The sequence below is a fragment of the Flavobacterium sp. UW10123 genome (assembly GCF_040538975.1).
Classification (GTDB): Bacteria; Bacteroidota; Bacteroidia; order Flavobacteriales; family Flavobacteriaceae; genus Flavobacterium.
This window is the reverse complement of the sequence record NZ_JBEWQE010000002.1, coordinates 415,230-441,756: the sequence shown is the minus strand read 5'-3', so window position 1 is coordinate 441,756 and position 26,527 is coordinate 415,230. Positions and strand designations below refer to the sequence as shown.

17 protein-coding genes are annotated in these 26,527 nt (G+C 34.0%); 5 read left to right on the top strand and 12 right to left on the bottom strand.

Translation table 11 applies throughout. The features are described 5' to 3' along the window. Window positions 1–164: 164 nt before the first annotated feature. Both ABXT06_RS04235 and pyrR read right to left on the bottom strand, forming a co-directional pair. Window positions 165–1,091: an aspartate carbamoyltransferase catalytic subunit gene (locus ABXT06_RS04235; RefSeq protein ID WP_029273654.1), complete on the bottom strand. Its 927-nt coding sequence runs from the start codon at window positions 1,089–1,091 to the stop codon at window positions 165–167. Window positions 1,092–1,198: 107 nt separating this feature from the next. Continuing rightward, the gene (gene pyrR, locus ABXT06_RS04230) at window positions 1,199–1,738 is read right to left on the bottom strand and encodes a bifunctional pyr operon transcriptional regulator/uracil phosphoribosyltransferase PyrR (protein ID WP_354589624.1); all 540 of its coding nucleotides are present in this window, start codon (window positions 1,736–1,738) and stop codon (window positions 1,199–1,201) included. Between the two features lie 148 nt (window positions 1,739–1,886). Here pyrR and ABXT06_RS04225 point away from each other — a divergent pair, with 148 nt between their 5' ends. Further along, on the top strand, window positions 1,887–2,357 hold the full coding sequence (locus ABXT06_RS04225; protein WP_354589623.1) for a hypothetical protein: 471 nt from the start codon (window positions 1,887–1,889) through the stop codon (window positions 2,355–2,357). A gap of 514 nt (window positions 2,358–2,871) precedes the next feature. Continuing rightward, window positions 2,872–3,045: a hypothetical protein gene (locus ABXT06_RS04220; protein WP_008468862.1), complete on the top strand. Its 174-nt coding sequence runs from the start codon at window positions 2,872–2,874 to the stop codon at window positions 3,043–3,045. 180 nt (window positions 3,046–3,225) lie between these two features. Here the strand turns inward: ABXT06_RS04220 and ABXT06_RS04215 are convergent, their stop codons facing one another. From ABXT06_RS04215 to ABXT06_RS04180, 8 genes are all read right to left on the bottom strand, one after another. Beyond that, entirely contained in the window at window positions 3,226–4,845 is a 1,620-nt protein-coding gene (locus tag ABXT06_RS04215) for an ABC-F family ATP-binding cassette domain-containing protein (protein WP_354589622.1), read from the bottom strand. Between the two features lie 315 nt (window positions 4,846–5,160). Continuing rightward, a complete protein-coding gene (locus ABXT06_RS04210; protein ID WP_354589621.1) occupies window positions 5,161–5,961 on the bottom strand; it encodes a TlpA family protein disulfide reductase in 801 nt (266 codons plus the stop codon). 153 nt (window positions 5,962–6,114) lie between these two features. Beyond that, complete coding sequence (locus ABXT06_RS04205) at window positions 6,115–6,792, bottom strand: DUF3592 domain-containing protein (RefSeq protein WP_354589620.1); 678 nt, start codon at window positions 6,790–6,792, stop codon at window positions 6,115–6,117. 264 nt (window positions 6,793–7,056) lie between these two features. After that, window positions 7,057–11,793, bottom strand: a complete 4,737-nt coding sequence (gene chiA, locus ABXT06_RS04200) for a T9SS-translocated chitinase ChiA (protein WP_354589619.1) — start codon at window positions 11,791–11,793, stop codon at window positions 7,057–7,059. Window positions 11,794–12,280: 487 nt separating this feature from the next. Beyond that, window positions 12,281–14,347 (bottom strand): beta-N-acetylhexosaminidase, encoded by a 2,067-nt coding sequence (locus tag ABXT06_RS04195; RefSeq protein WP_354589618.1) that lies wholly within the window; start codon window positions 14,345–14,347, stop codon window positions 12,281–12,283. Window positions 14,348–14,502: 155 nt separating this feature from the next. Further along, window positions 14,503–16,440, bottom strand: coding sequence for a glucosamine-6-phosphate deaminase (nagB, locus tag ABXT06_RS04190; protein ID WP_354589617.1), 1,938 nt, complete (start codon window positions 16,438–16,440; stop codon window positions 14,503–14,505). A gap of 105 nt (window positions 16,441–16,545) precedes the next feature. Then, window positions 16,546–18,123: a RagB/SusD family nutrient uptake outer membrane protein gene (locus ABXT06_RS04185; RefSeq protein ID WP_354589616.1), complete on the bottom strand. Its 1,578-nt coding sequence runs from the start codon at window positions 18,121–18,123 to the stop codon at window positions 16,546–16,548. 156 nt (window positions 18,124–18,279) lie between these two features. Continuing rightward, on the bottom strand, window positions 18,280–21,327 hold the full coding sequence (locus ABXT06_RS04180; protein ID WP_354589615.1) for a SusC/RagA family TonB-linked outer membrane protein: 3,048 nt from the start codon (window positions 21,325–21,327) through the stop codon (window positions 18,280–18,282). A 276-nt stretch (window positions 21,328–21,603) separates the two neighbouring features. Here ABXT06_RS04180 and ABXT06_RS04175 point away from each other — a divergent pair, with 276 nt between their 5' ends. The 3 genes from ABXT06_RS04175 to ABXT06_RS04165 all read left to right on the top strand — a co-directional run bounded on the left by ABXT06_RS04175 (window position 21,604) and on the right by ABXT06_RS04165 (window position 24,991). Then, window positions 21,604–22,656 carry a sensor histidine kinase gene (locus ABXT06_RS04175; protein WP_354589614.1) on the top strand — a complete coding sequence of 351 codons (1,053 nt, stop codon included), beginning with the start codon at window positions 21,604–21,606 and terminating at the stop codon, window positions 22,654–22,656. Next, window positions 22,646–23,347, top strand: a complete 702-nt coding sequence (locus ABXT06_RS04170; RefSeq protein ID WP_354589613.1) for a LytR/AlgR family response regulator transcription factor — start codon at window positions 22,646–22,648, stop codon at window positions 23,345–23,347. The genes ABXT06_RS04175 and ABXT06_RS04170 overlap by 11 nt, the downstream gene beginning before the upstream one ends. A 174-nt stretch (window positions 23,348–23,521) precedes the next feature. Further along, window positions 23,522–24,991 carry an MFS transporter gene (locus tag ABXT06_RS04165; RefSeq protein ID WP_354589612.1) on the top strand — a complete coding sequence of 490 codons (1,470 nt, stop codon included), beginning with the start codon at window positions 23,522–23,524 and terminating at the stop codon, window positions 24,989–24,991. 121 nt (window positions 24,992–25,112) lie between these two features. On the opposite strand, the gene ABXT06_RS04160 is transcribed toward ABXT06_RS04165, so the two are convergent. Both ABXT06_RS04160 and fsa read right to left on the bottom strand, forming a co-directional pair. Continuing rightward, window positions 25,113–25,610: a hypothetical protein gene (locus ABXT06_RS04160; RefSeq protein WP_354589611.1), complete on the bottom strand. Its 498-nt coding sequence runs from the start codon at window positions 25,608–25,610 to the stop codon at window positions 25,113–25,115. A 91-nt stretch (window positions 25,611–25,701) separates the two neighbouring features. Further along, window positions 25,702–26,358 (bottom strand): fructose-6-phosphate aldolase, encoded by a 657-nt coding sequence (gene fsa / locus ABXT06_RS04155; protein ID WP_354589610.1) that lies wholly within the window; start codon window positions 26,356–26,358, stop codon window positions 25,702–25,704. Window positions 26,359–26,527: the final 169 nt, after the last annotated feature.

Sequence of the window (26,527 nt, the reverse complement as noted above, 5' to 3'; positions counted from 1 at the left end):
TAATTTACTAAGTTTTTTGTTGTTGTTTCAAGTTTCATGTTCGAAGTTTCAAGTTTGTCAGGCTGAGCGGAGTCGAAGCCCAAGTTTGCAAAGCACGTTGAGCTTAAAAAAGCACTTCGACTCTGCTCAGTGTGACACTTATTTCAAAACCGAACACTAAAAAACTACTGTATCTTAGAAGCCAGCAAATAAATAACCGCCATTCTAATCGCAACACCATTTTCCACCTGATTCAAAATCACTGAATGATCAGAATCAGCCACTTCAGAAGTAATTTCTACTCCTCTGTTGATTGGTCCTGGGTGCATGATTACGATTTCTTTTCCTAGCGAATCCAAAAGCGGTTTATCTACTCCGTATTGTTGTGCGTACTCACGTGTTGATGGGAAGAAATTCACATCCATACGTTCGTTTTGTACACGAAGCATATTCGCTACGTCGCACCATTCCAAAGCTTTTCTTAAATTCGGTTCAACTGTAACACCAAGCGATTCAATATATCTTGGAATCAACGTTTTTGGCCCGCAAACTTTTACTTCAGCGCCTTGCATCTGCAAAGCATATATGTTGGATAAGGCAACTCTTGAATGCAGAATATCACCTACAATAACTACTTTTTTTCCTGCAACATCTCCCAATTTTTCTCTGATAGAATAACTGTCTAACAAAGCCTGAGTTGGATGTTCGTGCGCTCCGTCTCCAGCATTTACGATGCTTGCTTTAACGTTTTTTGATAAAAAATAAGCCGCTCCGGGATTAGAGTGGCGCATTACAACCATATCCACTTTCATCGAAAGGATATTGTTTACAGTATCAATCAAGGTCTCTCCTTTTTTAACGGATGATTGAGCTGCAGAAAAACTGATTACATCAGCAGATAAACGTTTCTGCGCTAATTCAAAAGAGAGTTTGGTTCTGGTACTGTTTTCGAAGAAAATATTGGCAATGGTAATATCTCGTAATGAAGGAACTTTTTTAATCGGTCTATTAATGACTTCTTTAAAATGATCTGCCGTTTCAAAAATCAGGTTAATATCATTCTCGTTGATATATTTTATTCCTAATAAATGATTTACGCTTAATTCTTTCATTTGTATTGTTTATTTGTTTAATCGTTGAATTGTTTAATCGTTTTTTTTTCAAATCGCTTAATCGGTGTTATTACCGATTAAACAATTAACCGGTTAACCGATTAAACTTAATTCGTAACTAAGTGAACAACATCTTCACCATCATTTTCTTTCCAGCTTACAATTACTTTTTCACCATTAATAGCATCAACCTGACGACCTCTGTAATCGGGCTGAATTGGTAAATGACGGCTGAAACGTCTGTCAATTAAAACCAATAATTCAATTTCTGAAGGTCTTCCAAAAGATTGAATCGCAGTTAAGGCAGAACGAATGCTACGTCCCGTAAACAAAACGTCATCGATAAAAATGACTTTTTTGTCTTCGACTATAAAATTGATTTGGGTTTTATTGGCTTCAAGCGGTTTATCAGTACGACGGAAATCATCTCTAAAAAAAGTGATGTCCAGATATCCTAAAGAAATTTCAGGAACCTTGTATTCCTTTTCTAATATTTGTTTTAAACGTTCAGCTAAAAAAACGCCTCTTGGCTGAATTCCCACTAAAATAGTTTCAGAGAAATCAAGATGTTTTTCGATTAACTGGCAAGCCAAACGATGGAGTATGATAGTAACTTCTTTCGAATTAAGTAATACTTTTTGACTCATAAGTGATTGTAATGTTTGGTTGCGCAAATATACGGAATCTGATTTTATTTGTTGGGGTGTTGAGGATTGAAATATATTTTTTTTGATTTGGTAATCAATTACAGATAAAATCATATTTTAGCAAAGTCACTGTTAATCAAAACAAAAAATGCTTAATTCGATTAAATATTTCTTCTTTATTTTAGTTCTAATGGCTTCTTGCAAAGAGTCTTCAAATTCAAAAAGCGAAAAATCTAAAATAGATTATAACATCGCTTTAGAATTTATAAATGAATACAACAAAGAATTTTTTAACCCAACATCAGGAAGTATAGACTGGCTCACCAAAAGTAAATATGCTTCAAAAAATTTAATTGAAAACTATAAACAATTACAACACAATGCAGAAATCGCAGATCCAGAACTTGGATTAGATTTTGATCCAATTCTAGATGGACAGGATTCTGATGAGAAAGGATTTGAAATTAAAAAAATAGACTCAATAAATAATTACGTAATTGTTCGTGGAAAATCACTTCAAGATTATGAAATTACTATAAAGCTAATTGAAAATAATGGTAATACTCTGGTTGAAGGTGCAGGAGTATTAAATATTTTAAAATCTAAACTCAAAAAGTAAAATGATATTTTCTTGTCACTAATAATAACAATTTATAATGAAAGAAAATAACTTAAAGTTTCTAACAAAACCCAAAAACATATTTTTATTAGACAGCTTTGGAGCTTTACTAACAACTATACTGCTCTATTTTATCCTTAGAAATTTCAATGATTTTTTTGGGTTATCTAAAACCGTTTACGAATACCTTTCATTCATTGCTCTATTTTTTTTCATTTACTCCATCAGCTGTTATTTTTTCGTCAAGCAGAATTGGAAATCGTTTTTAAAAATAATCTGTACTGCTAATATACTTTATTGTCTTTTGACTTTAGGCGTAATCCTATATAACTACGAAACTATTTCAGTTTATGGCATTGTTTATTTTCTAACAGAAATATTTTTTATTATCGGGCTTGTCATTTTAGAAATCAAAATTATAATCTCCAAATCCTAAAACATTTCCAAAAAATTCTATAACACATTTCGCTGATTCCTGAAGTAATTTTAAGTATCAATTTAAAATATCAGAGTCATGCAAAATAAAATACTAAGATTGTTAATGGTATTTGTAATACTGTTTTCATTTACAAGCTGTGAAGTTATAGGAGACATTTTTAAAGCCGGAATGGGATTCGGGATATTTATCGTAATTTTTATAATTGCGATTATTATCTGGATTTTCGCCAAAATGTTCGGAAGCAAATAAGACATAAAAATCCTCGCTATGCAAATAGCGGGGATCTTTTTTTTGCCACGAATTACACAAATTATCACAAATTTAATTCGTGGAAATTCGTGCAATTCGTGGCTATATTTTTTACATACAAAAAATCCCAAATTCACAGAAATTGGAATTTGGGATTTTAATATATTGGAATTTCAAAAATTAAAGATTGTACATCTTCTTTCTTTGTTCTTGAATTTTTTCATCATCAAGATATTCGTCAAATGTCATGTAACGATCGATAACTCCGTTTGGTGTCAATTCTACGATTCTGTTACCAACAGTTTGCGCGAACTCGTGGTCATGTGTTGTGAAGATTACAGAACCTTTAAAGTTTTTCAATGAGTTGTTGAAAGCTGTAATAGACTCCAAATCTAAGTGGTTTGTTGGCTCATCAAGCATTAAAACATTTGCACGCTCCATCATCATTCTAGACAACATACAACGTACTTTTTCTCCTCCCGATAAAACTCTTGAAGTTTTAAGAGCTTCTTCTCCAGAGAAAATCATTTTTCCTAAGAAACCTCTAATAAATACCTCATCACGCTCTTCTTCTGTTTTAGCATACTGACGTAACCAATCAACTAAAGTCAAATCGTTTTCGAAATATTTGTGGTTTTCAGCTGGCAAATACGCTTGGTTAGTTGTAATTCCCCAATCGAAAGTTCCTGAATCTGCTTTTTGTTCACCGTTTAAGATTTCGTAGAAAGCAGTTGTTGCACGTGAATCTTTAGAGAAAAGAACGATTTTATCGCCTTTTGCCATATTCAAATCAACATCTTTAAACAGCACTTCTCCGTCTACAGAAGCAGATAAGTTTTCTACATTCAAAATCTGATCTCCAGCTTCACGATCTTGATCGAAAATAATCGCAGGGTAACGACGGCTAGATGGTTTGATTTCGGCAATATTCAATTTCGAAATCATTTTTTTACGAGAAGTTGCTTGTTTAGATTTCGCCACGTTTGCACTAAAACGACGAATAAATTCTTCCAACTCTTGTTTCTTCTCTTCTGCTTTTTTGTTCTGCTGCGCACGTTGTTTTGCCGCTAATTGGCTAGACTCGTACCAGAACGTATAGTTTCCTGAGTAGTGGTTGATTTTTCCGAAATCAATATCAGAAATATGTGTACAAACCGCATCCAAAAAGTGACGGTCGTGAGATACAACAATTACAGTGTTTTCGTAGTTTGCTAAGAAGTTTTCTAACCAAGCGATTGTCTCGAAATCCAAATCGTTGGTAGGCTCATCCATAATCAGCAAATCAGGATTTCCGAAAAGTGCCTGCGCCAAAAGCACACGTACTTTCATTTTTCCTTCCATATCTGCCATTAAAGTATAATGATCTGCTTCTGTGATTCCTAAGTTAGATAACATTGCTGCAGCATCAGAATCAGCGTTCCATCCGTTCATTTCTTCAAACTGAACTTGTAACTCCCCTATTCTGTCTGCATTAGCATCATTATAATCTAAATAAAGTTCATCCATTTCTTTTTTAACAGCGTACAGAACTTTATTTCCCATTAAAACGGTTTCCAAAACAGTATGCTCGTCGAACATGTTGTGGTTCTGGTTTAAAACCGACATACGTTTTCCTGGCTCTAAATGAATATGACCAGAAGTTGGATCAATATCACCTGAAATTACTTTTAAGAAAGTAGATTTTCCTGCTCCATTTGCTCCAATAACTCCGTAAATATTTCCGTGAGTAAACGTAGTATTTACTTCGTCAAATAAAATCCTTTTACCAAACTGAACTGATAAATTATTGACTGTTAACATGAATGTCTTTTTAATTAATTTGGTGCAAAAGTACGGAAAAAGGTTCAGAGTTGCAAAGGCGCATAGAGGCAAAGTTTTTTTATGCTGATGAAGATTTCTCGCAAAGTCGCGAAGGCGCAAAGTTTTGTTTTTTTGACGATGATTATTGCGTGATATTGTCATTTCGACGAAGGAGAAATCTTCCCAAGAAACTCCGTCCCTATAATTGCTAATCTTTGTCGAGCTACTTGTGGAGATTTCTCCTTCGTCGAAATGACAAAAATGGGTATACTTTGCTCAAAAAACTTTGCGCCTCTGCGTCTTTGCGAGATTTAATTATAAATTACTTTCCTTTGCTAGTGCCACTTCTAAACTTTCAAAATTAGGAAGAACTTTAGCAATCATTCCTTCTTTATTTATAATAAAATGTGTTGGAAATGAATTTAATTGCAACGATTCATTCATATAAACTTTCATGTCTGGAATTACAGAATATGAAAGCGGTTTTCTAGCCAAAAATGTTTTTAACTGTTCTACTGAATCTTCGGCTAGACTCATAAAAACAATATCGTTTCGGTCTTTGTATTCTGAAACTAATTTGTTGACTTGCGGAAATTCTCTAATGCATGGTGTGCAGTGAATGTACCAGCATTTTATTACGATGATTTTTCCTTTCATGGATTCGTTGGTTACCAGATTTCCGTCTAAATCTTTGAATGAGAATTGCGGAAAAGCGGTTCCTTCCATTTTATAATTTTTAAAAGCATCAAAACCAATTTGGTTAATTGTCGCTTTTATGCTTGTATCTGTTTTTGGCTGAATTTTGAATAGTTTATAAACATAAATATTCGCTTCAGATTTTAATCTAATTGGAATGTAGTTTTCGTTTGCTAATTTATCTAGAAAAGCCTCTTTTGAAATTTCTTTTGATGTAACATCCAAAGCTATAAAATCTCTAGAAAGCATGATGTTTCTACTTTGATAAGCAGACCAATCTGTATATGTTTTTTGAATTTGAATGGGATCTACTTCTGGATTTCCGAATTTAGTTTGGGCTGAACTTGTGAGGACGAAAAGGAATGTAATTAAAGTGATAAATTTCTGCATGGATTCTGAAACAATTGTATTTGATTTCAAAAATAGTGAAAGTTTTTTAACCGCAATCCCGATAGCTATCGAGAGCGAAGGTGTGCGCAAAGTTCGCAAAGTTTTAATTCTGTATTTGTCATCTTGACGAAGGAGAGATCACAATATTGTCTTTAAATCCTAATCAAAGAAAAGCTTTAATCATTAATTCTTTACAGATAAAAAAGAAATATCCATATAATATTCTTCCGGATTTAATGGATCAATTAAAACTTCAATTTCCTGAGGAATTACAATATCTTTAGGATCAAGCCAAATATCTTCACTTTCAAAAGCATAGGTCTTATTATTTGTAGAATCCAGCCATTTGCTACAAATAAAATAAGGATGACTGCTGTTGACAGTCACATGCATATTAAGCTGTAGTCCTTTAAATCTTGTCACAATGCGTTTGCCATTTTGCTGTAAAAAGTGTTTTTTCTTCCTCTTTAAATAATCGGATTTAAAAAATGAGAAGCTAACTAAAACGAAAACTGTTCCAAAAATTCCTGCAACTAATATTCCGAGATATAAAAAAAAGAAAGCATTTAATTTTGCTATTTTAGGATTGTTTGGATCGTACAAAACTTCAACTTTTTCACCTGGACTATAGTTTAACGGATTATTATTGCTATCAGGTCTAAATTGAATCTGTCTGCCCTCTTTTGTAATAAAAGATATAGTTGGACTATTGGTTTCTGCTTCATCTACCACAATACCCGGAACGGCACTTAACTTTTCTAAAAAAGTCTGTTTTTCTTGATAAATGTAAAAGGCTTGCGCCCATATTATCAAACCAATTATACAGAAAATATATTTCATAATAGAGATGCTATTTTTCATCTTACCTTGCATTTAAATATTACTGCAAAATACTTCTAAAAGAAATTAAAGAGCATTATATATTCCATTTTTTTATCAATACAAATAAAAAAACCCGACAATAGTATTGTCGGGTTCATAATGCGCTACTTGAGGCAAAAACCAAATAACAAATTACCTCAATTCACAGCATTTAAGAAATAAAAATTAGGTTAAAAAATAAATAACCAAACTCAATTTTAACCGTCCCAATTTTCTTATTTCTAAATTTTCAATTCTTTTATTTTAGTTTAAAAAGTTCATTACTTTCAATGACTTTTTGTGTCCAGATTTATCTGTTACGATCACAACAAAAATCTGTTTGCTAGCAAAACTTGGGCTATTTAGCAGTACTTCTTTGTTGTTCTGAATATTTCTATGACTTGTAACAGTTTGTCCTATCGTATTAAATACATCAACTTGAGCAATATCTCCTGTGTCATTAGCAACAGATAGTGTATTATTTCTAAAATAAGCAACAGTTGCATTACTCTCAGGCGTAATATCTTCTACAACCAATGTTTTTGCTGTGCCTTGCGATGCAAAATAAGCTGCATATGCTTTAGACAATTCAGATGAATTTCCGCAAGAAGAGGCATCCCAGTTTACAGACCAAGTCATTAACCCTCTTAAAGAAGGATATGGACCGCCTGGCTGCATCGTGTATGTTCTTCCAGAAAAATTGGTTCCGTTTCTTAAATAATCCATAGCATTAATTCCTTCTGTTGGAGTTAGATATCCGCTACCTGCTGCACTTGGACAAGCTGGCAATGCAATAAGAACTTTTGAAGCTGGCAAGCCATCAAAATGCATTCCTGTTGAAGCAATGTTATATCCTTTTATGATCATATCAGTTAAGGCTGTAACCATGTTTGCTTTCTTAGCCGTGCCATAATATTGACCGTCTAATCCGTTTTCTCCTCCTGTATTATACAATTGTACCGCTAACAAATCCAATTCGTTACGCAAGTTTTGAATAATAGGCAAGAACGAACCGAAAGTATCCGTATAAGTCGTATATCCTCCTTGCACATATTGTGTTTCTGGAGCTGCAGTCAATAAGAATCCAGGACCATAGTACGCTTTTAATTCTTTAAAAGCATCTACTACGTTTTTCAATCTTGGATAAGCAGAAATACCCGCATAAGAAATATCTCTTAAACCTCCTGCGCTAAAATTCATAGATCCGCCTTCAAAATCAATATCAACTCCATCAAATTGATATTCATCAATAATCGCTTTTAAACCATTAACGAAAATATTTTTCTGAGTTACATTCTCGAGAACAACGTGACCATTTTGACCTCCAATAGAAACAATAACAGGAACACCGCTATCTCTTAAAGTTTTGATATCATTTTTCAATAATTGCTTATCGAAAACGCCATTGGTCAAATATCTAGCGTCATTTGTAGTTAATATTGGTGTATAACCATCACGATTAACTGTTTCTACGAAAGAATAATCCACAACATTAAACTTACTTCCCTTTATTTGAGAAAAATATAAAAATGGAGCTGAAGTATTTTCCCAAGAATGCGCATATCCTAAAATAATTTTAGACGGAAGCGGAATAAATCTATTACCACTTATTGTAGCAATTTTAATAGTATTGTTTAAAGTAGTCACAGCAGCTTTATTATCTGTTGCTTTGATTACAATTGGATAATCCTGATAAGCAGTTGGCGTAAAATTGTACGTATAAGTATTATTTGTACCAGCTGTCATATTAAATGTACCGCCGTTTATGGTAATGGTAACACCAGAAACTGTTCCGTCGCTGTCAACAGCTGTAACTGAAATTGGCACCGCTTGGAAAGAACTTTGATATACGGTTGTATTTGATGGCGAATTCCAAGTAATTACAGCTAATGTATTTGGACAGTTTGCACCTGAACAAGTTAATGTAAAAGTATAAGTTTTTGAATCTGTTTGTCCGTTTGAAGCAGTCGCTGTAACCGTTAAGGTATGAGAAACTCCAAACTGATTGGCAACTGGTGTCCAAACTGATGTATAAGTTCCTGATGAATTAGTAGCACTTATAGTTTGTCCGTCTAAACTAAATACAACAGATGAGATTGTAGTCGCATCTGCGGCACTTAATCCAACAGTTGCCACAAAATTAATTGATGATCCTAAGTTTATAGCTATCGACGAAGCTGTTGGAGCTGTAATGGCAACCACTGGCTTAGTCACAACTGTTGTTTGTGTATTGAAATTATAAACCGTTGGCGTTGTTGGAACTGCGAAGTTTGCCAAGTTATTTGGGTAATAAGCTACTTCCCCATTTTGCCAAGAATTTAATTTCAAGCTTAGAATTTGTGTATAACCTGCTACAACTGAATTATCGAAAGTATAATTTCCTGATGCATCTGTTGTTGCCAGAACGCTTTTCCAGTTGTGTGTGTTGTCTGTCCAAGGTAAAACAATTTCCACTTTGGCATTTGCTACAGGCGTAGAACCATTTTTCACAGTTCCGCTGATTAAGTTTGTCGCTGCCGCTAATGCTGCTTTAGCCGTTGAACTTGTATTAAAGTTGTAAACTGTTGGAGTTGATGGAACAGGAAAGTTTACCAAATTATTTGGGTAATAATTTACTTCTCCATTTGACCAAGTATTTAATTTTAAACTTGTAATGGTTGTATAACCGTCTGTAACAGAATTATCAAAACTGTATTTTCCTTGTGCATCCGTTGTTGCCAAAACACTTTTCCACGGATGTGCATTATCTGTCCATGGCAAAACGATTTCTACTTTTGCACCTGCAACAGGAATAGTTCCGTTTTTAACTGTTCCGCTAATTTTACTTGTAGTTGTTGCAACATCTTGAGTAAAATTCAATGTTTTATTAGCATTCAAATTAGAATATACTGTTGAAGCTGGTGTAAATGTTTGACCTGTTAAAGCAGCCGTTACGGTATAAGTTCCACCTGAAGCTAAAGTCAATGAATAAGCTCCGCTTGAATTGGTTGTCGCAGTAACATTTCCAGCTGTAGAAGATGCAGTAACTGTTACACCAGAAACTGGAGCACTTCCGTTAAGAACTGTTCCGCTTACAGTATACGTTACCACTGCTGCTCCTTGAGTGAAATTCAATGTTTTGTTGGCATCAATTGCATTGTAAACTGTTGATGCTGGAGTATAAGAGAATCCAGATTTTGCAGCGGTAACTGTAAAGTTTAAACCAGCTGTTAATCCTGCTACGCTATAAGCTCCACTTGCATTTGAAACTCCTGTTAATGTTGTAGTTCCAGAAACTGCAGAAACTGTTACACCAGAAACTCCTGTTGTTCCGTCTAGAACGGTTCCGCTTACAGTATAAGCTGGCTGTGATCCATTGATTGTAACGCCTGTCTGATTGACTGTAACATTCGTTAAACTTACAGGAACAAAAGTATAACTAGCTTTTGCTGCTGTTAACGAATAGTTTTGCCCAGAAGTTAAATTGTTGAATGTGAAATTTCCTGTTGCAGAAACTACTGTCTGAATTACTGCATTGCTTGCATTTCGCAATTCAACTGTAACGTTTGTAACTAAAGTTGCTCCGTTTTTAACAGAACCCGCAATACTTACAGTTCCTGGAACAACGCTACCAAATGAAGTATCGACTTGGTTTAATAATGAATTTGGAATTGCACCTCTCGTATCTTGAGATAATTCCCAAATCATACCTCCCGCTAAGTTTCTAGATTTTATATACTGAACTTTTAAGTCCATTGACTGTTTATCTTCGTAAGAAATAAACTCTTTTCTAGTAGCATTATATAAATAAGGAACTTTTGTAGTGTTATCCCAATATCTCACCCATCCTGCCGAAGCTGCACTTGCAGTAACCTGCATTGTATTTGGATCTAAATAAGCATGCGAATTGGTAACTGGATTTCCGACTAAATCGCAGATTTCGATACTTCCAGATTTTTCACAAGCCCCAGAACCATCCCATGTTCCTGTTGGGTTTTGTGGGTTCGTACATCCAGGAACTACATATCTTGGTGCTGAAACAAACAATCCGTTTGTAGAATTTGCAGCAACGTTATCGAACTTTTTTCCGTAGAAAGGCAATCCCATGATTAATTTATTCGCAGGAAAACCAATTACATTTAAATATTGATTCGTCAATTCGTCTAATGATTCAGATTGTGCTGCACCATACAATGGATCATTTGGATTTCCGCTTGCATATAGAGGAGCATTGTAACAGGTTTTATCATACCAGTTACCTCCAAAATCATACCCGAAATAAGTAATGTAATCACAATAAGTCGAAATGTCTTCTGTCATTCCGTATTGTGCTCTGTTGTTTGGTCCTAAATACTGTTTAGCAACATTTCTAACATTGTTACCAGCAGCAATTGTAACCAATTTATTTGGCATTGCCTGACGCATTGCTTTTAATAAAAGCACTAAATTTTTATTATCGTCTGGGCTATATTTTTGTGGAGGAACAGGCGCACCATTTACTATTTCTGTACCGTCAGTTCCGCCAGAAAGTGGATATTCCCAGTCGATGTCGAAACCATCAATAAACGGATATGTAGTAATGAAGTTTGCCATATCTGCTGCTAAAGCCGCTCTTGCTACAGGACTTGCAGCAATTGGAGAAAGATCTTGACCTTTTGTCCAGCCTCCCACAGAGATTAAAATTTTTAAATGAGGATACTTTTCTTTCAATTTCATTAAATCATAAAAATTTCCTTTTACTGGTGCATCCCACGGAATTCCACCTTCCATATGCTCATAATCAGCATAAGTGTCCAAACATTTTAATTTTGTATTCTCAGGATGTGCGGGATCATAAGTTGTCCCATAAAAAGAATAATTTAAATGCGTCAATTTACTTCCATCGATTTTCGGAACATTAAAGTCCCGAGCATAAATAGACCATTGCGCATAATACCCTACTACTTTTTTTCCGTGGGCTGGTTGTGCCAACGCAAGTAAGGGAAACAGTAACAAAAAGAGCAATCTGTAATAATGTTTCATAATTAATAAATATTAGTTAATAGAAAATAAGTAATTGGGCCACAGCTGCGTTACGCTTCTGGGTTTCGCTCAACCGCAGGTTGGAAGGCTGCTGTCGATTGGAAATAAACTCAAATTAAATTCTATAGATAAATATTACTATTACTGATTTTTACATAATCATTAGCCAATAGTAGTGATTGATATTTATTTATAATTTTTTAAAAAATTAATCTTAAATACAAATGATAAATTTGGGACGACTCATCAATCTATACTCTTTTATTGTCATGTTTTGTTGTATTCTTTCTATTTGGTTTTTTAAAGGTTAATACTCCGTTATTGGTTATTGTTTATATTAATTATTATTGATAACATCTGATATATCGTTCTAAAAAAAGGCTTCAAAATTGTAATTACCCCTGCCATAAATATGGCAGAGATAATCAACACTCTAAAAAAACATTAGTAACTCAAAAACGTACTAAATACTAATTCAAATCCAACTCTAAATTAATTTCTTTAAACTCTCATATACAGACAGTTCTACATCTGCATGATCTTTTGTATTGCATTGTTCAATCAATTTTTTCAGATCTGCCGGCGCTAAAGTTGATTTATTATCTAAAACCAATAACAATTCCTGAGAAGCATCATTTAGTTTTTTAGACAATGGTAATATTGGTTGCACCAATGGCGCATTACTGCTTAATTCTGTTAATCCTTTGTGAACTGCAATCCACTTCGTAAAAAATGCAGCTACTTTGGCTTTGTTATCTGCCGACTTATTTCCTAAATATTGGCTTACCGCTGCATCAAATGCAAGAGCATCTTTTGCGTCTGGCCCGCAAGCGTCTGCAAATAAGGTAAACGGAGAATACATTTGGTATTCTGTTCCGCCTTTATTTCTAGTATATCCTTTCAATGGTTCACTTACATAAGAGAACTCCTCCAATGATTTGATGTCTTGATTGTTTGCAATATTTCTTAAAATCACATCTTTGTTTCGGATATGTGTAATACCCAATTCTTCCAATCTAAAAGAAATATTTTCTAAGCGTTTACGCATATTCTCAACATCAACAACATCTTCTGCCGACCACAATCTTTCTGCAATTGCTGCAGTTCTTGGCCAAATTCTTGAATCAATAGTTGTCGGTGTGGCCAATTCTGTCCACATTGTCGCTTCTCCACCTAGAATTCTTGCTTTTTCGTCACTAGTTAAATTAGCTCCTTTTGGCATTGGGTCGTTTAGGTAATGGCTTGCAATTGGATACATCAAATCGATATAATATCCGTTTGATAAAACTGTTTTATATCCTTTTTTAACAGCATCTACAAGAGATTGTCCTGCTGGCATTCCTTCGTTTGGACCTCTCCAAGAATGCACAATAGCTTCTTTTGATAAATCTTTAGTCAAAATTTCTTCCCACCCCATCAACTGTTTTCCGTGTTTCTTTAACATCGGAGCTAACTGCATTGTAAAATACGTCTGCAGTTCGTGGTTGTTTTTTAAATTATGTTTCTTTTTGAATTCCTGAATTTTAGGATTTGCATCCCAATCTTTTCCTTCGTTTTCATCTCCTCCAATGTGGAAATAAGCTCCTGGAAACAACGGACAAACCTCATCAAAAACTTCGCTTAATAATTGATATGTTTTAGGATTTGAAGGATCTAATGTTGGTGAAAAAATACCAGCATTTCTTTCAATTCCATAGGTAGCGATTGCTGTACCTTGAATATTTTTTTCGGATGTTCCTCCTGTCAGCGTAATCACTTTGCTTCCAATTTCTGGATAAGCTGTTAATATTGCAGATCCGTGACCTGGAACATCTATTTCTGGAACAATTAAAATACCACGCTCATCGGCATATTTTACGATATTTTTAATTTCCTCTTGTGTGTAATACATTCCATCTGAAGCTACTTGCGTAAACCTTGGATGTTTTTTCATTTCGATTCTCCAACCTTGATCGTCAACCAAATGCCAATGGAAAACATTCATTTTCATTGCGGCCAATGCATCAATATTTCTCTTAACTACATCAATAGGCTGAAAATGTCTTGAAACATCCATCATTAAACCTCTCCATGTAAATCTTGGAAAATCTGCAATTTTTGAAACTGGAAAATAAAATGTTTTTGAATTGTTCTGAAGCATTTGCAATAATGTCTCCAAACCATGTAATGCTCCTAAATCGCTTGAAGCATTCAATGTAATTTTGTTTGAAGTAATATCTAAATGATAACTTTCGTCTTCATACAAACCAATTTTACCGCTTTTGGTACAATTAATTTGTAATTCTGCATTTGGAACTTCATTTAGCTTTTCAATAAAACCTTGTTCGAAAAATATACCTGTTCTACCATCTAAACGGCGCAAAAAACGAGTTACTCCTCCAAAAATTCTTGGATTTGGATTTCCTGTAATGTTTACTTTAAAATTTTTGCTTAAATTAAAATTACCGTCATTAATAACAACATTCTGAGGCCAAGGCATAAGGTTCAGCTGCTCTTTCTGGACTTGAGCTCCTGCCGATATACCTGCAAATAATAGTACAAATAGATATTTCATTTTTCTTTTTTTTGGTTGGATAGTTTTTAAATAAGTATCCTAATAATTTATATAAAAAAACAAAACTCAGAATGATTTCAGCTTTTACCTCACTTTTGCAATGAGATCAATCTGAATTTTGCTATTTGATTCATTAAAAAACGAATCGAATTTTTTTAGTAATCAAAACGTTTAAAGGCTTCAATCGCTTCGTATTCAGCCAAACCTAGTTCATCATATAATACGGCTGTGTTTTTATTTCGATCTTCTGCCCTAACCCAGAATTCACGAGAATCATTTCCTTGAAACATCACCCTATCTTTTTGAGACTGGTGGTGTAAAATGGCATGACGTTTTAATAAAACTTCAGACGGACTTAACGGAACAGCCATATCAATTTCATGAATATCCCATTCGTGCCAAGCACCTCTGTACAACCATAACCAGCAATCATTCATATACGGTTCTGGTTTAAGTTCTTTTAATGCAGCGAAAATGGCATTTAAACAAACCTCATGAGTTCCGTGCGGATCAGCAAGATCTCCAGCAGCAAAAACCTGATGTGGTTTTATTTTAGCAATGATATCTTTTACAATCGCAATATCTTCTGGTCCTAACGGATTTTTTTTAACCTGCCCTGTTTCATAAAAAGGAAGATCTAAAAAGTGCGTATTCTCATCTTTCAGTCCGATGTATCTTGTTGCTCCGTAAGATTCTCTTCTTCTAATCAATCCTTTTAATTTTCGAACTTCCAAAGAATCGATTTGATTTTCAGACTTGTTATTCAAAAACTCAATAACCGATTTGAAGTTGATATCTGCTTGACCTTCTCCAATAAAATCACTGGCTACTTCTGCAAATTTTAACGCTTCATCATCTGAAACTGCGATATTTCCTGAAGTCTGGTACACTACATGAACATCGTGTCCTTGTTTGATTAGCTTAGAAAATGTTCCTCCCATAGAAATCACATCATCATCTGGGTGCGGACTAAAAAGAATTACTCTCTTTTTTGCCGGATTTGCCCTTTCTGGACGAAATGAATCATCTGTGTTTGGTTTTCCTCCTGGCCAACCAGTAATAGTATGCTGTAGGATATTAAACATGTTAATGTTCATATCATAAGCAGAACCTTCTTGAGCCAAAAGATCAGACATTCCGTTATTGTTATAATCACGGTCAGTCAATTTTAAAATAGATTGTTTTGTTTTTTGACAAAGCCAAACAATTGCTTTACTTTTTAATTCAGGAGTCCAAAGACATTCGCCTACTAACCAAGGCGTTTTGAAACGAGTTAATTCTGATGCTGCTGACTGATCTAAAACAAAGGTTGCATTGGGATGGTTTTGTAAAAATGTAGCAGGAACTTCTGAACTGATATCTCCTTGAATAGTTCTTTTGATAATATCGGCTTTGTTTTGTCCCCAAGCCATCAAAACAATACGTTTTGATCTCATAATGGTCGAAACCCCCATTGTTATGGCACGTTTCGGCACATTATCTATACCGTTAAAAGCAGATGAAGCATCGACTCTTGTGATATGATCTAAGGTAATAATTCTTGTTCCTGAATTGATGTGAGAACCAGGCTCGTTAAATCCAACGTGTCCTGTTCTACCAATTCCAAGCAATTGAAAATCAAGACCGCCAGCGTTTTTAATATTCATTTCATAATCGATACAATATTGATTAATTTCATCAATTCCCACTGTACCATCAGGAATATTAATATTTTCAGGTTTGATATCAATATGATTAAAAAGATGTTCATGCATGAAATAATGATAGCTCTGATTGTTTTCCTTAGTCATTGGATAATATTCATCCAGATTAAAGGTGATTACATTGCTAAAACTTAGTCCTTCTTCTCTGTGCATTCTCACTAGTTCCTCATAAACTTTGATAGGAGAAGAACCTGTTGCCAGACCTAAAACACAAGGTTTATTTTTTTCTTGCTTAGATCTAATTAGCTGCGCAATTTCATGCGCCACAATTACAGAAGCTTCAATAGAATTTTTGAAGATTTCGTTATGAATTTTCTCAAAACGAGTTTCTTCAAATTTCCCAGCGCTTTTGTAACTAATATCAGGTTTTATTTCTAAAGCACTTTTCATTTTTTCCTTTTTTGTAGTATTTACCATTTTGGTTTTAAGAATGGTATAAACAGCTTTCACCATCTATACCATACCACTAACCAAACTTAATATTCCATTTTTTTTCTAGAATTTGTTTACTCCAGTATCCCACCAAAGTCTTGTTGCTCCAGTATCAGGACCTCCTAAAAGCTGAACACCTTGCGCGTAACCTGTTGGATTCGAAGTTTTCTCATTTACATAGAAATTCAATCTTCTTACAAAAGTTCCATTAGGAATTTTTCCTCCAGAGAAGTTATTTGCTGGCAAGAATAATTTTGGATATCCAGTTCTTCTTGTCTCAGCCCAAGCTTCTTGACCGTCAGGGAAACCAGCGATCCATTTTTGAGTAATAATTTTTTGTAGTTTAACTTCATTAGAAGCCGATTCTGACCATTTTACTGTCACTAAATTTTGCGCTGCAATATTATTCGCTGCATTTAATGGGTCAGTAAAGTTTGCTGGCATTGAAGTATCGTCATTAATGTAAGTAGACGCATCACCTGCTGCTAACTGAGCAAATGAAACTGCAATTCCTGCTTCGTAAAGTGACTGAGCAGATCCACCAACATTCCATCCTTTTAATGCTGCTTCAGCTTTTAAGAAATAAGATTCAGATGCATTAAACCAAGGAATCAAATTATTCTCAACGATTGGTCCAACTTTAGAGAATAAATCAGCTTTTGCTGTTCTATAATTAGCATCAACTAAAGTTCCCATTCTAATACCTTGATAAACACCTCCAGTAGCTTTATGGAAAAATACATCTCTTCTTGGATCATTATAACCATTCATAATAGATGTAATTGCTCCACCTGCATTGATATCTGCCCAAGGACCAGTGTATGTTTTAACAGGATGCTCAGCAATATAAGCCATATTATCAGCATTAGAAGTAATCACTCCTAATCCAGCCAATGCCGCTTCTCCTTCAGCTTTTGCTTTTACAGGATCAATATTAGAAATACGCAATGCTAAACGTAATCTTAAAGAGTTAGCAAATTTTACCCATTTCTGAATATTTCCAGATGCAGTAGTTCCGTCTGTTGCGTCTCCTGCCGCAAAGAAAGTTGCAGAAGCATCTGCCGCTTTTGGAGTTAAAATATCAATCGCAGTTTTTAACTCTGTAAAAAATTGATCATAAACCGCTTTTTGAGAATCATAAGGAGTTGATCCATCAGCATTTCCAAAACCTGAATATACGATTGGTCCGTAATAATCTGTTGTTTTATGCATTGCATAAACTTTTAAGATTAAAGACCAAGCATAAAACTGAGGATATTTTTCTTTTGTTAATTTCTCAAGATTATAAGCATTTACCATCTCCTTTTGGTACTTCTGAACCCATTCAGCACCATTCCATCCATCCAAAAGCGCATATGTTGAGTTATTTGCGTTTCCTTCAAAATCATGAGGTGTTCCCATGTATCCTGAAAAGATATCGGCATTTAAGTTAAATTGAATATCTCCCTGCCAATCATCGGCAACCAAGATATACATTCCTCTCTGCATTGTTTTAAGAGGCGCTTTAACTTGGTTAAAATCTTGTTCCAATTGTTCGTTGCTAAAGCCACTCTCATTGGTGTTTATATCTTCAAAGTCACCTGTACAGCTCCCTAATGCAAGAGCTAAAACTGAACCTAATATTAATAATTTATTTTTCATCTGTGAATTTTTATCGTTAATTAAAATCATTTTTATTGATTTATAAGCCACCCCATTCAAGGGTTTAATTGTTTGCTATTTTACATTATTTCTACATTCAATCAACAAACAAGAGTCTTACAACAACCAGAAGGTTTTGTCCTTTTATTAGTTATTTTAGAAAGTTAAATTCAAATTAACACCAATACTTCTTGTTGAAGGCAATCCGAAAATATCAACACCTTGCAATCCTTCTCCCGAACTTAATGTTACGTTTGGATCAAACGGAGCATCTTTGTAGAAGAAAAATAAGTTTTTACCAACAAGAGAAACATTCACTGCTTTGAAGATTGTAGTTTTACTGAAATCAAAAGTATATCCAAGAGAAAGCTCTCCTAATTTAACATTTGTTGCTTTGTACATATACTCTCCAGTAGCACCAGCTCTATCTCCAACTGAACTATAGTAATTCTGCGCAGACATTGTAGTTACCGGAACTCCGTTTGCATCAATTGCATCTACCTTAATTCCTCCCGCAGCTCTTGCATCTCCACTAGCTTTAGATACACCATAAGAATCAAGCATTGCTTCTGTCATACTCATTACATTACCACCAAATCTTCCATCAATAAGCACATTTAAGAATATTTTTTTGTATTTGAAAGAGTTTGAAAAACCTAGCATAAAATCAGGGTTTGAACTTCCCATGTCTACCCAGTCCGTTTTTTGAACTCTAACATCATTTCCAGAACCAGCAAGCAACATTTGACCTTGTGCATTTCTCAAAATATTCTTCCCTTGAATCGTTCCGAATGGCTGTCCTTCTTTCATAACGTATCTGTAACTATTTGGATCACCATTAGTCAAGATAACTGTATTAAGTTCTCCATTAGCACCTGTACCTAAATCAAGTACTGTATTTTTATTTGAAGCATAATTCAATCCAAGATCCCAAGAGAAATTCTCATTTTGAATTGCTTTAGCAGTTACTGTGATCTCAAAACCTTTATTTTCAATACTTCCTGCATTAAATGCATAGTTAGTATATCCTGTAGTATTTGGGATTGGTGCTGGAGACGTGATTAATTGATTTTTAGTTTCGTTATGGTAGTAAGTAAAATCAAATCCTATTCTATTGTTTAAGAATCTCCATTCTGTACCAAATTCATAAGAATTTTGCATTTCTGGCTTCAAAGAAGTTCCTGGTTGTGGACCAACTATTGGAGGTGTAAGAATACCACCAACTAAAGTATTTACTGGTGAAGTTAAGAAAGGAGAAATATCATTACCCACTTGAGCAAATGAAGCTCTAACTTTTGCATAGCTAATCGCCTCAGGGAATGATACCATTTGGCTTAAGACAGCTGATAGACCTACTGAAGGATAAAAGAAACTTAAATTATCTGTATTTACCAAAGTTGATGACCAGTCATTTCTTCCAGTCAAATCAAGATAAATCATGTCTTTGTATCCAATAGTTGCACTTGCAAAAAGTGATTGAACTTCTTTTTTACCTCCAATAGTATGAGCATTTCTTTCTGCAGATACAAAGTTTCCTGTACTAAACCAATTTGCATATACAAGTCCATTTTTTTGACCTGAATCGCTGATGTAAGCATCATTGATCGTAGATTTTGTGATACTCGTACCAAGGTTAGCACTGAATGAAAAATCTTCACTGAATTTTGTATTGATAGTAGCAATTAAATCTCCATACAATTGATCACTTTCACTATCTGAATAAATATATCTACCTGTAGATGGTGCCAATGTTTCATTTGTACCAGCATACATTCTCTTATCAAAAATATTATCAAATTTATTATAACCACCTCTTGCTTTAATACTCAACCAATCAGTTGCTTTATATGTAATAGCTGCAGAAGTAATTAACGATTGGTTTTTATCAATAGATTGATTTCTGTTTAAGATCCAACCTGGATTTTGAATAATATCCGAAGTTTGAGAAGGCCATCTTTGAGTCATCAAGTTTCTTGCTGGATCAAATACTTCAAAGTTTTTATAGTAATCGTTAAAATCATTTCCTCTTGGAAATAAATAAACTCCAGTCAATGGGTTGAAGTACAATCCGTTTGTTGGTTTATTTATAATTTTTTGCTCTGCATAAGATATCGCACCATCAATAGTTACTTTATCATCAAATAATTTAACGCTTTGACGAAGTGCAATGTTATTTTTCTTAAACTCGTTTGTTGGAATTACACCGTCAACTTTAGTGTTTGCATAAGTAAGACTAGTTGACATTTTATCAGATCCACCATTTACAGATACAGAGTTGATCATAGTAAGACCTGTATTGTAAAAATCTTTTACGTGGTCAGGAGAATTTTTAGGATCACCCCAAGTTTTGTCAGATGATGGCGCTGCACCATAACTAGTTTGAAATTTAGGTAATGAAACTACATTATCAACAAATACACTCGCGTTATAAGACGCTGTTACATTTCCTTCTTTTCCTTTTTTAGTTGTAATTACGATAACACCATTTGCTCCTTGAGAACCATATAAAGCAGCTGCAGAAGCTCCTTTAAGAACTGTCATGGATTCAATATCATCAGGGTTCATCATAGAGATTGCATCTCCACCATCTCTATTTCCTCCAGCTGTATCACCAAAAACCTGATTTGCTTGAGATGAGTTAGAGTTTAACATTGGAATCCCATCAATAACATATAGTGGCTGGTTATTTGTCGCAGATGAGTTACCACGTATTGTCACTTTTGCTGCACCGCCAGCTCCAGCCGAACTTTTTCCAACAATAAGACCAGCAACTTTACCAGATAAACTGTTCATTAAGTTAGCATCTTTTACTCTTGTTACCTCTTCCCCTTTAACTTCTTGGGCTGCGTAAGTCAAAGTCTTTTTTGATCTTTTTAATCCCAATGAAGTTACTACTACTTCATTTAGCGCATTTGATGCAGCCTGTACCATTTTTACATTTATTGTAGCAGCATCGCCTACAACTATGTTCTGTGTTCCAAGACCTACATAACTAAAAACTAATGTCTGTCCTTTTTGAACTTCAATCGTATACAATCCGTCAAAATCGGTAGTTGTTCCTTTTTGACTTCCTTGTACCAAAACAGAAGCTCCTGGTAATGGCATACCTTCAGAATCTGTAATCACACCTTTGACATTTTTTACTTGTGCAAGAGAAACTTGCGCCGTAAAAACAATCATAAAGATTAAGAAAATTTTTTTCATGTTTATTTTTATTTTGTTAGTTATGGAGTAAAATTATTCTTAAGGCATTGTTAAAAAAAATAAATTAAACCAACAGCAATAAAATTTAAACGAACGACATAAATCATTCAATAATACGCTTTACGAAAACGTTCTAATAGAAAAATTAGACACCAATATCCTTTTTTTGCGAAATTTTATTCAAAAAAATTGGCATTTTGCAGTTAATTGTTTAAAGTTGCACAATATTTCAATATTGTTAAGAAAAACCAAAATTCCCTAAATACTCATAATCAGTTGAAAGAAATAAGAAAAGTTAAATTTGATATCAAACTGCAAAATCATGTCTGGTTTTGGGGAGTATATTTTACTTTAAACTTTTTAAGATGGGGCGCATACTTTAATGATTATCCATATTCATTCAAATCAAACTTAATTGAGTTTTCACTGGTTATTCCTTTAGTGTATCTGAATTTATTTGTTTTAGTTCCAAAATATGTATTGAAGCAAAAATATATTATGTATACATTTTTATTGCTTCTGAGCCTATTTGCGATTTATTTGGCTAAAACAGCTCTTACTTATTATATAATATCTGAAAATATCTGGCCAGAAGCCAACAGAGAATATCATCCTTTTGAAATTAACCATATTGTTGCCGTTTGCATCGGAGAGTTATACGTACTAGCAATGGCTTCATCTGTTTATCTTACTTTAACCTGGTTAAAAGAACGAGAGAGAAATAGATCTTTACGAGAAAACCAATTTAAGATTAAACTAAAGTATCTTGAAAATCAGATTCAGCCTCATTTTTTCTTTAACACATTAAATAATCTCTATGCTTTATCGCTAGAATCTTCAAAAAAAGTTCCTGACGTAATTATCAAACTTTCAAACTTGATGGAATATGTTTTGTATGATGTAAAAGGCACCAAGTTTGTTCCGCTTATAAAAGAAATCGATTATATCCAGAATTATATTGAAATTGAAAAGCTTCGTTTTGAAAATGTTGAAGTAACTATAAACTTGGAATCTAATATTGATGATGTTGTTGTTCCGCCACTAATCTTCATTTCATTAGTTGAAAATGCTTTTAAACATGGCGGATTAAACAATAAAAATTTAAAAATAAAGATCAATTGTAGAGTTTTGGACAATAAAACACTTGATTTTGAAATCTTAAATAATTTTGTAATTTCACAAAATCATAATCCAAAAAGAGGAATCGGTTTGGTAAATACAAAAAAGAGACTAAAACTGATTTATAGGAATAATTTTAGTCTTAAACATACCACTAAACTAAATTTCTACATAATCAGATTACAAATACCAACTCAGAATGAAAATTAAATGTGTGTTAATTGATGATGAGCCTTTAGCTATTAAAGTTCTGGAAAACTATTTTACCAATTTTACAGACTTTGAGGTTATTGGAACATTCACTAACTCTCTAGAGGCGCTCGATTTTATAAACAGTACTCCTGTAGATGCCGTCTTTTTAGATATTAACATGCCTATGATGACTGGTTTTGAACTTATCAGTCTTATTGAAAACAAGACCAAAGTTATTATCACCACTGCTTTTAGAGAATTTGCAGCCGAAAGTTACGATTTGGATGTATTGGATTATTTGGTCAAGCCGATTCCGTTACCAAGATTTATAAAATGCATCAATAAAATTACAACCGAATACAATCTCAAAAACAATATTAAAGTTGAAACCTCAAAAGGTGATTCTCATATTTTTATTAAAGTCGATAAAAAAATGATGAAAATCAATATTGAAGAAATTCTATTCGTTGAAGGAATGAAAGAATACATAAAAGTTGTCACTCCTGATAAAACCTATATTACCCATAAATCTCTTACATCACTATCAGAAGAATTACCAGCAGACCGCTTTCTTAGAATCCACAAATCCTATGTAATTGCACTAAATAAGGTGAAATCTATAGAAGGAAACCGCGTTCAAATACAATCTTACAACATTCCGATAGGCAGAAACTACAGTAAAGAAGTTAAAAATAAGATATTGGAATAAATACAATTGCGAATTACATTTTCTAAGTAGGTTAAAATTAACACTTTGTTGAAAAAACACAGCCGTTGGTTTAAATTTAACATTATTTATACCTTTTTATTTTTTTTTGATAATCCTAACAAATATATTTACGGTCTTCAAAAAACAATAAAATAAAAAATTAACCTTATTATTATGAGTTCAGAAAATGTGCAAACCAAATGGGGGCAATTTATCTCTTTGATAATCGTCTTCTTCTTTTGGGGTTTTGTTGGTTCAGCCAATGACATCCTGATTCCAGTATTCAAAAAAGTATTTACGTTATCGCAAGTACAATCTCAATTAGTAGCATGGGCTTTCTATGCAGCTTATTTTGTTGGATCAATTATATTCTTTATCGTATCGTTAAAAGTAGACGTTTTACAAAAATACGGCTACAAAAGAACCTTATCTGCAGGATTAATTTTGTCTGCTGTAGGTTCGTTTTTATTCGTTCCAGCAGCTACAATTCAAAGTTTCCCTTTCTTTTTAACTGCTTTATTTACAGTAGGATTAGGATTCTCAATCCAACAGATTGTAGCAAATCCTTTAGCCATTAAAATGGGAAGTCCAGAAACTGGAGCACACCGTTTAACTCTTGCAGGAGGAATCAACTCTTTTGGAACAACTATCGGAGCAATTTTATTAGGTATTGCTTTATTCGGAATGGGAGATAACAAAAAAACAGCTCTTTCATTAGAAGATATTAAATTGCCTTTTATCATTTTAGGTCTTGCCTTTATTGCTGTTGCAGTTTTTATGAATTTTTCTAAAATTGAAGATCCTGTTAAAGAGGAAGAAGCAATCATTAAAGACAAACACAGTAAATTCAATATTCTTGACTACCCGCAACTATACTTGGGAATGTTAGGGATTTTTATTTATGTAGGAACTGAAGTAACTATCATCAGTAATTTACCTGCTTTACTGCATACTCACGAATTCGGAAATATCTTAGAAGATGCAGTAGCACCATTTATTGCTCTTTATTGGGGAAGTTTAATGATCGGCCGTTGGAATGGTGGAGCAAACGTATTTAACACTTCAAACTTAGTAAATACTGCACTTAAGTTTATTGTTCCTGCTTTAGCATTTGGAGTAATTATCGGAGCAAATATATTTGCCGCTCACGATGTTTCTTCATTCTACATCTACCCAATCTGGATTTTATTATTTATTGCGGTAAGTTTTGTTGGTGGAAAAAACGCTGGAAAAACATTAATGCTTTTCGGAATTTCAGGATTAACAATGATGGCATTAGGATTGGCTTGGCCAGACCCAGAAATTGCTAAATTCTTCTTCATTTCTGGAGGATTGTTCTTATCTATCATGTGGCCTTCAATCTTCGATTTAGCGATTGCTGGATTAGGAAAAAACACAGGAAAAGCATCTTCTTTCTTGATTATGATGATTCTTGGTGGAGGAGTAATACCATTGCTACAAGGAAGTATTTGTGATTTAGATGCAACAAATCCAAACGGAATTTTCGGCATCACATACACACATTTCTCATACATTGTACCACTTATTGGTTTTGCATATTTAGGATTCTACGGTTTCTATTGCCCTAAAATCTTGAAAAAACAAGGAATCAGCCATATTGAAAGCGCTGGTGGCGGACACTAAAAATTAAAAGACTCCAATATATAAAAATCCAAATTCCAATTTTACCAATCGGAATTTGGATTTTTTTTATTGCAAAAGAAAAAAACCTTTGAGCCTTTGCAACTCTGGACCACTGAGCCTTTTACTTCGCATTAATAATATTACTCAAATTCTTCTTAAAAACAGCTTTATTTTGTGCCGATAAAGGATAAACTACATCTTTGTCCGCATGGACAATTACTTTGTCTATATTAGCATTTAAAAGCGCCTGAGGGTCCTTAATCTTTAACGTACAAGCCCCATCAAAAAAACCGTCATCTTCTATAGTTTTTCTAGCCTCAATAACTGTTCCGTCACTTAAAACAGCAGAAATAGTCATCTCGCTGTTTAGCGTTTTCGAATAAAATCCGTCCATTACCAATAAAAGCCGATACGTATTCTTCAATTCTGATCCTTTAAATTCATGTCTCGTAATATTATACCGAAGACCCTTAGCGAGAGTTTGAAATTTAACCGAGCAATCCAACTCATAAGTTGCAACATCTCCCGCTTCATTTACAGAAGTTATAACTTTAGCAGCTTGGGCGCTTATCGAGAAACTCGCTACAAAAAATGACAACATAAATAAGACAACTTTCATATTTAACTATTTAAGATTCAATATAAAAGTAAAAAAAATCGTCTTTTCTCGTTAGAAAAAAGACGATTTTAATTTTGTAAATAACTAAGGATTATTTATTTCCTTTTTCAAAGTCAGCTACGAATTGAGCTAAACCGATATCTGTCAATGGGTGTTTCAATAAACCATAAATTGCAGAAAGAGGTCCAGTCATAACATCAGCACCAATTTTAGCACAGTTTACAATGTGCATCGTGTGACGCACAGAAGCTGCTAAAATTTGAGTTTCGTAACCATAGTTATCATAAACTTCTCTAATTTCCTGAACCAAGTTCAATCCATCAGTAGAAACATCATCTAAACGTCCAACAAACGGAGAAACATAAGTTGCTCCAGCTTTAGCAGCCAAAAGCGCTTGTCCTACAGAGAAAACAAGAGTAACGTTAGTTTTAATTCCTTTATCAGAAAAATATTTAGCTGCCATAACACCTTCTTTAGTCATAGGAAGTTTTACAACAATCTGCTCATGCAATTCAGCTAGCTCCTCGCCTTCTTTAACCATACCGTCAAAGTCAAGAGCATTAACTTCAGCACTTACATCACCTTCAACAAGATTGCAAATATCAACATAATGCTTAAGGATATTGTTTTTTCCAGTGATTCCTTCTTTTGCCATTAATGACGGATTAGTTGTTACACCATCCAAAACACCTAAAGCTTGTGCTTCTTTAATTTGAGCTAAATTAGCTGTGTCAATAAAAAATTTCATAATTTATATTATTTAAATTGTGTTGATTTATTCAGGGCGTGACCAGATTTGCAAAAGGCGCACCAATCAAACCGCTTACAAGCGCCTTTTCCAAATCCGGTCGGGCTATCCGTACTACTTCGGTAGTTTACTTCTATCCCTCACGCAAACGCAGCTGCAAAATTACGAA

Excerpts from the sequence above, each read along its gene's own strand:
- ABXT06_RS04160 (WP_354589611.1), bottom strand. The coding sequence starts at position 25,610 with ATGAAAGTTGTCTTATTTATGTTGTCATTTTTTGTAGCGAGTTTCTCG.
- ABXT06_RS04205 (WP_354589620.1), bottom strand. The coding sequence starts at position 6,792 with ATGAAAAATAGCATCTCTATTATGAAATATATTTTCTGTATAATTGGT.
- fsa (WP_354589610.1), bottom strand. The coding sequence starts at position 26,358 with ATGAAATTTTTTATTGACACAGCTAATTTAGCTCAAATTAAAGAAGCA.
- ABXT06_RS04235 (WP_029273654.1), bottom strand. The coding sequence starts at position 1,091 with ATGAAAGAATTAAGCGTAAATCATTTATTAGGAATAAAATATATCAAC.
- nagB (WP_354589617.1), bottom strand. The coding sequence starts at position 16,440 with ATGAAAAGTGCTTTAGAAATAAAACCTGATATTAGTTACAAAAGCGCT.
- pyrR (WP_354589624.1), bottom strand. The coding sequence starts at position 1,738 with ATGAGTCAAAAAGTATTACTTAATTCGAAAGAAGTTACTATCATACTC.
- ABXT06_RS04225 (WP_354589623.1), top strand. The coding sequence starts at position 1,887 with ATGCTTAATTCGATTAAATATTTCTTCTTTATTTTAGTTCTAATGGCT.
- ABXT06_RS04165 (WP_354589612.1), top strand. The coding sequence starts at position 23,522 with ATGAGTTCAGAAAATGTGCAAACCAAATGGGGGCAATTTATCTCTTTG.
- ABXT06_RS04195 (WP_354589618.1), bottom strand. The coding sequence starts at position 14,347 with ATGAAATATCTATTTGTACTATTATTTGCAGGTATATCGGCAGGAGCT.
- ABXT06_RS04180 (WP_354589615.1), bottom strand. The coding sequence starts at position 21,327 with ATGAAAAAAATTTTCTTAATCTTTATGATTGTTTTTACGGCGCAAGTT.
- ABXT06_RS04220 (WP_008468862.1), top strand. The coding sequence starts at position 2,872 with ATGCAAAATAAAATACTAAGATTGTTAATGGTATTTGTAATACTGTTT.
- chiA (WP_354589619.1), bottom strand. The coding sequence starts at position 11,793 with ATGAAACATTATTACAGATTGCTCTTTTTGTTACTGTTTCCCTTACTT.
- ABXT06_RS04170 (WP_354589613.1), top strand. The coding sequence starts at position 22,646 with ATGAAAATTAAATGTGTGTTAATTGATGATGAGCCTTTAGCTATTAAA.
- ABXT06_RS04185 (WP_354589616.1), bottom strand. The coding sequence starts at position 18,123 with ATGAAAAATAAATTATTAATATTAGGTTCAGTTTTAGCTCTTGCATTA.
- ABXT06_RS04215 (WP_354589622.1), bottom strand. The coding sequence starts at position 4,845 with ATGTTAACAGTCAATAATTTATCAGTTCAGTTTGGTAAAAGGATTTTA.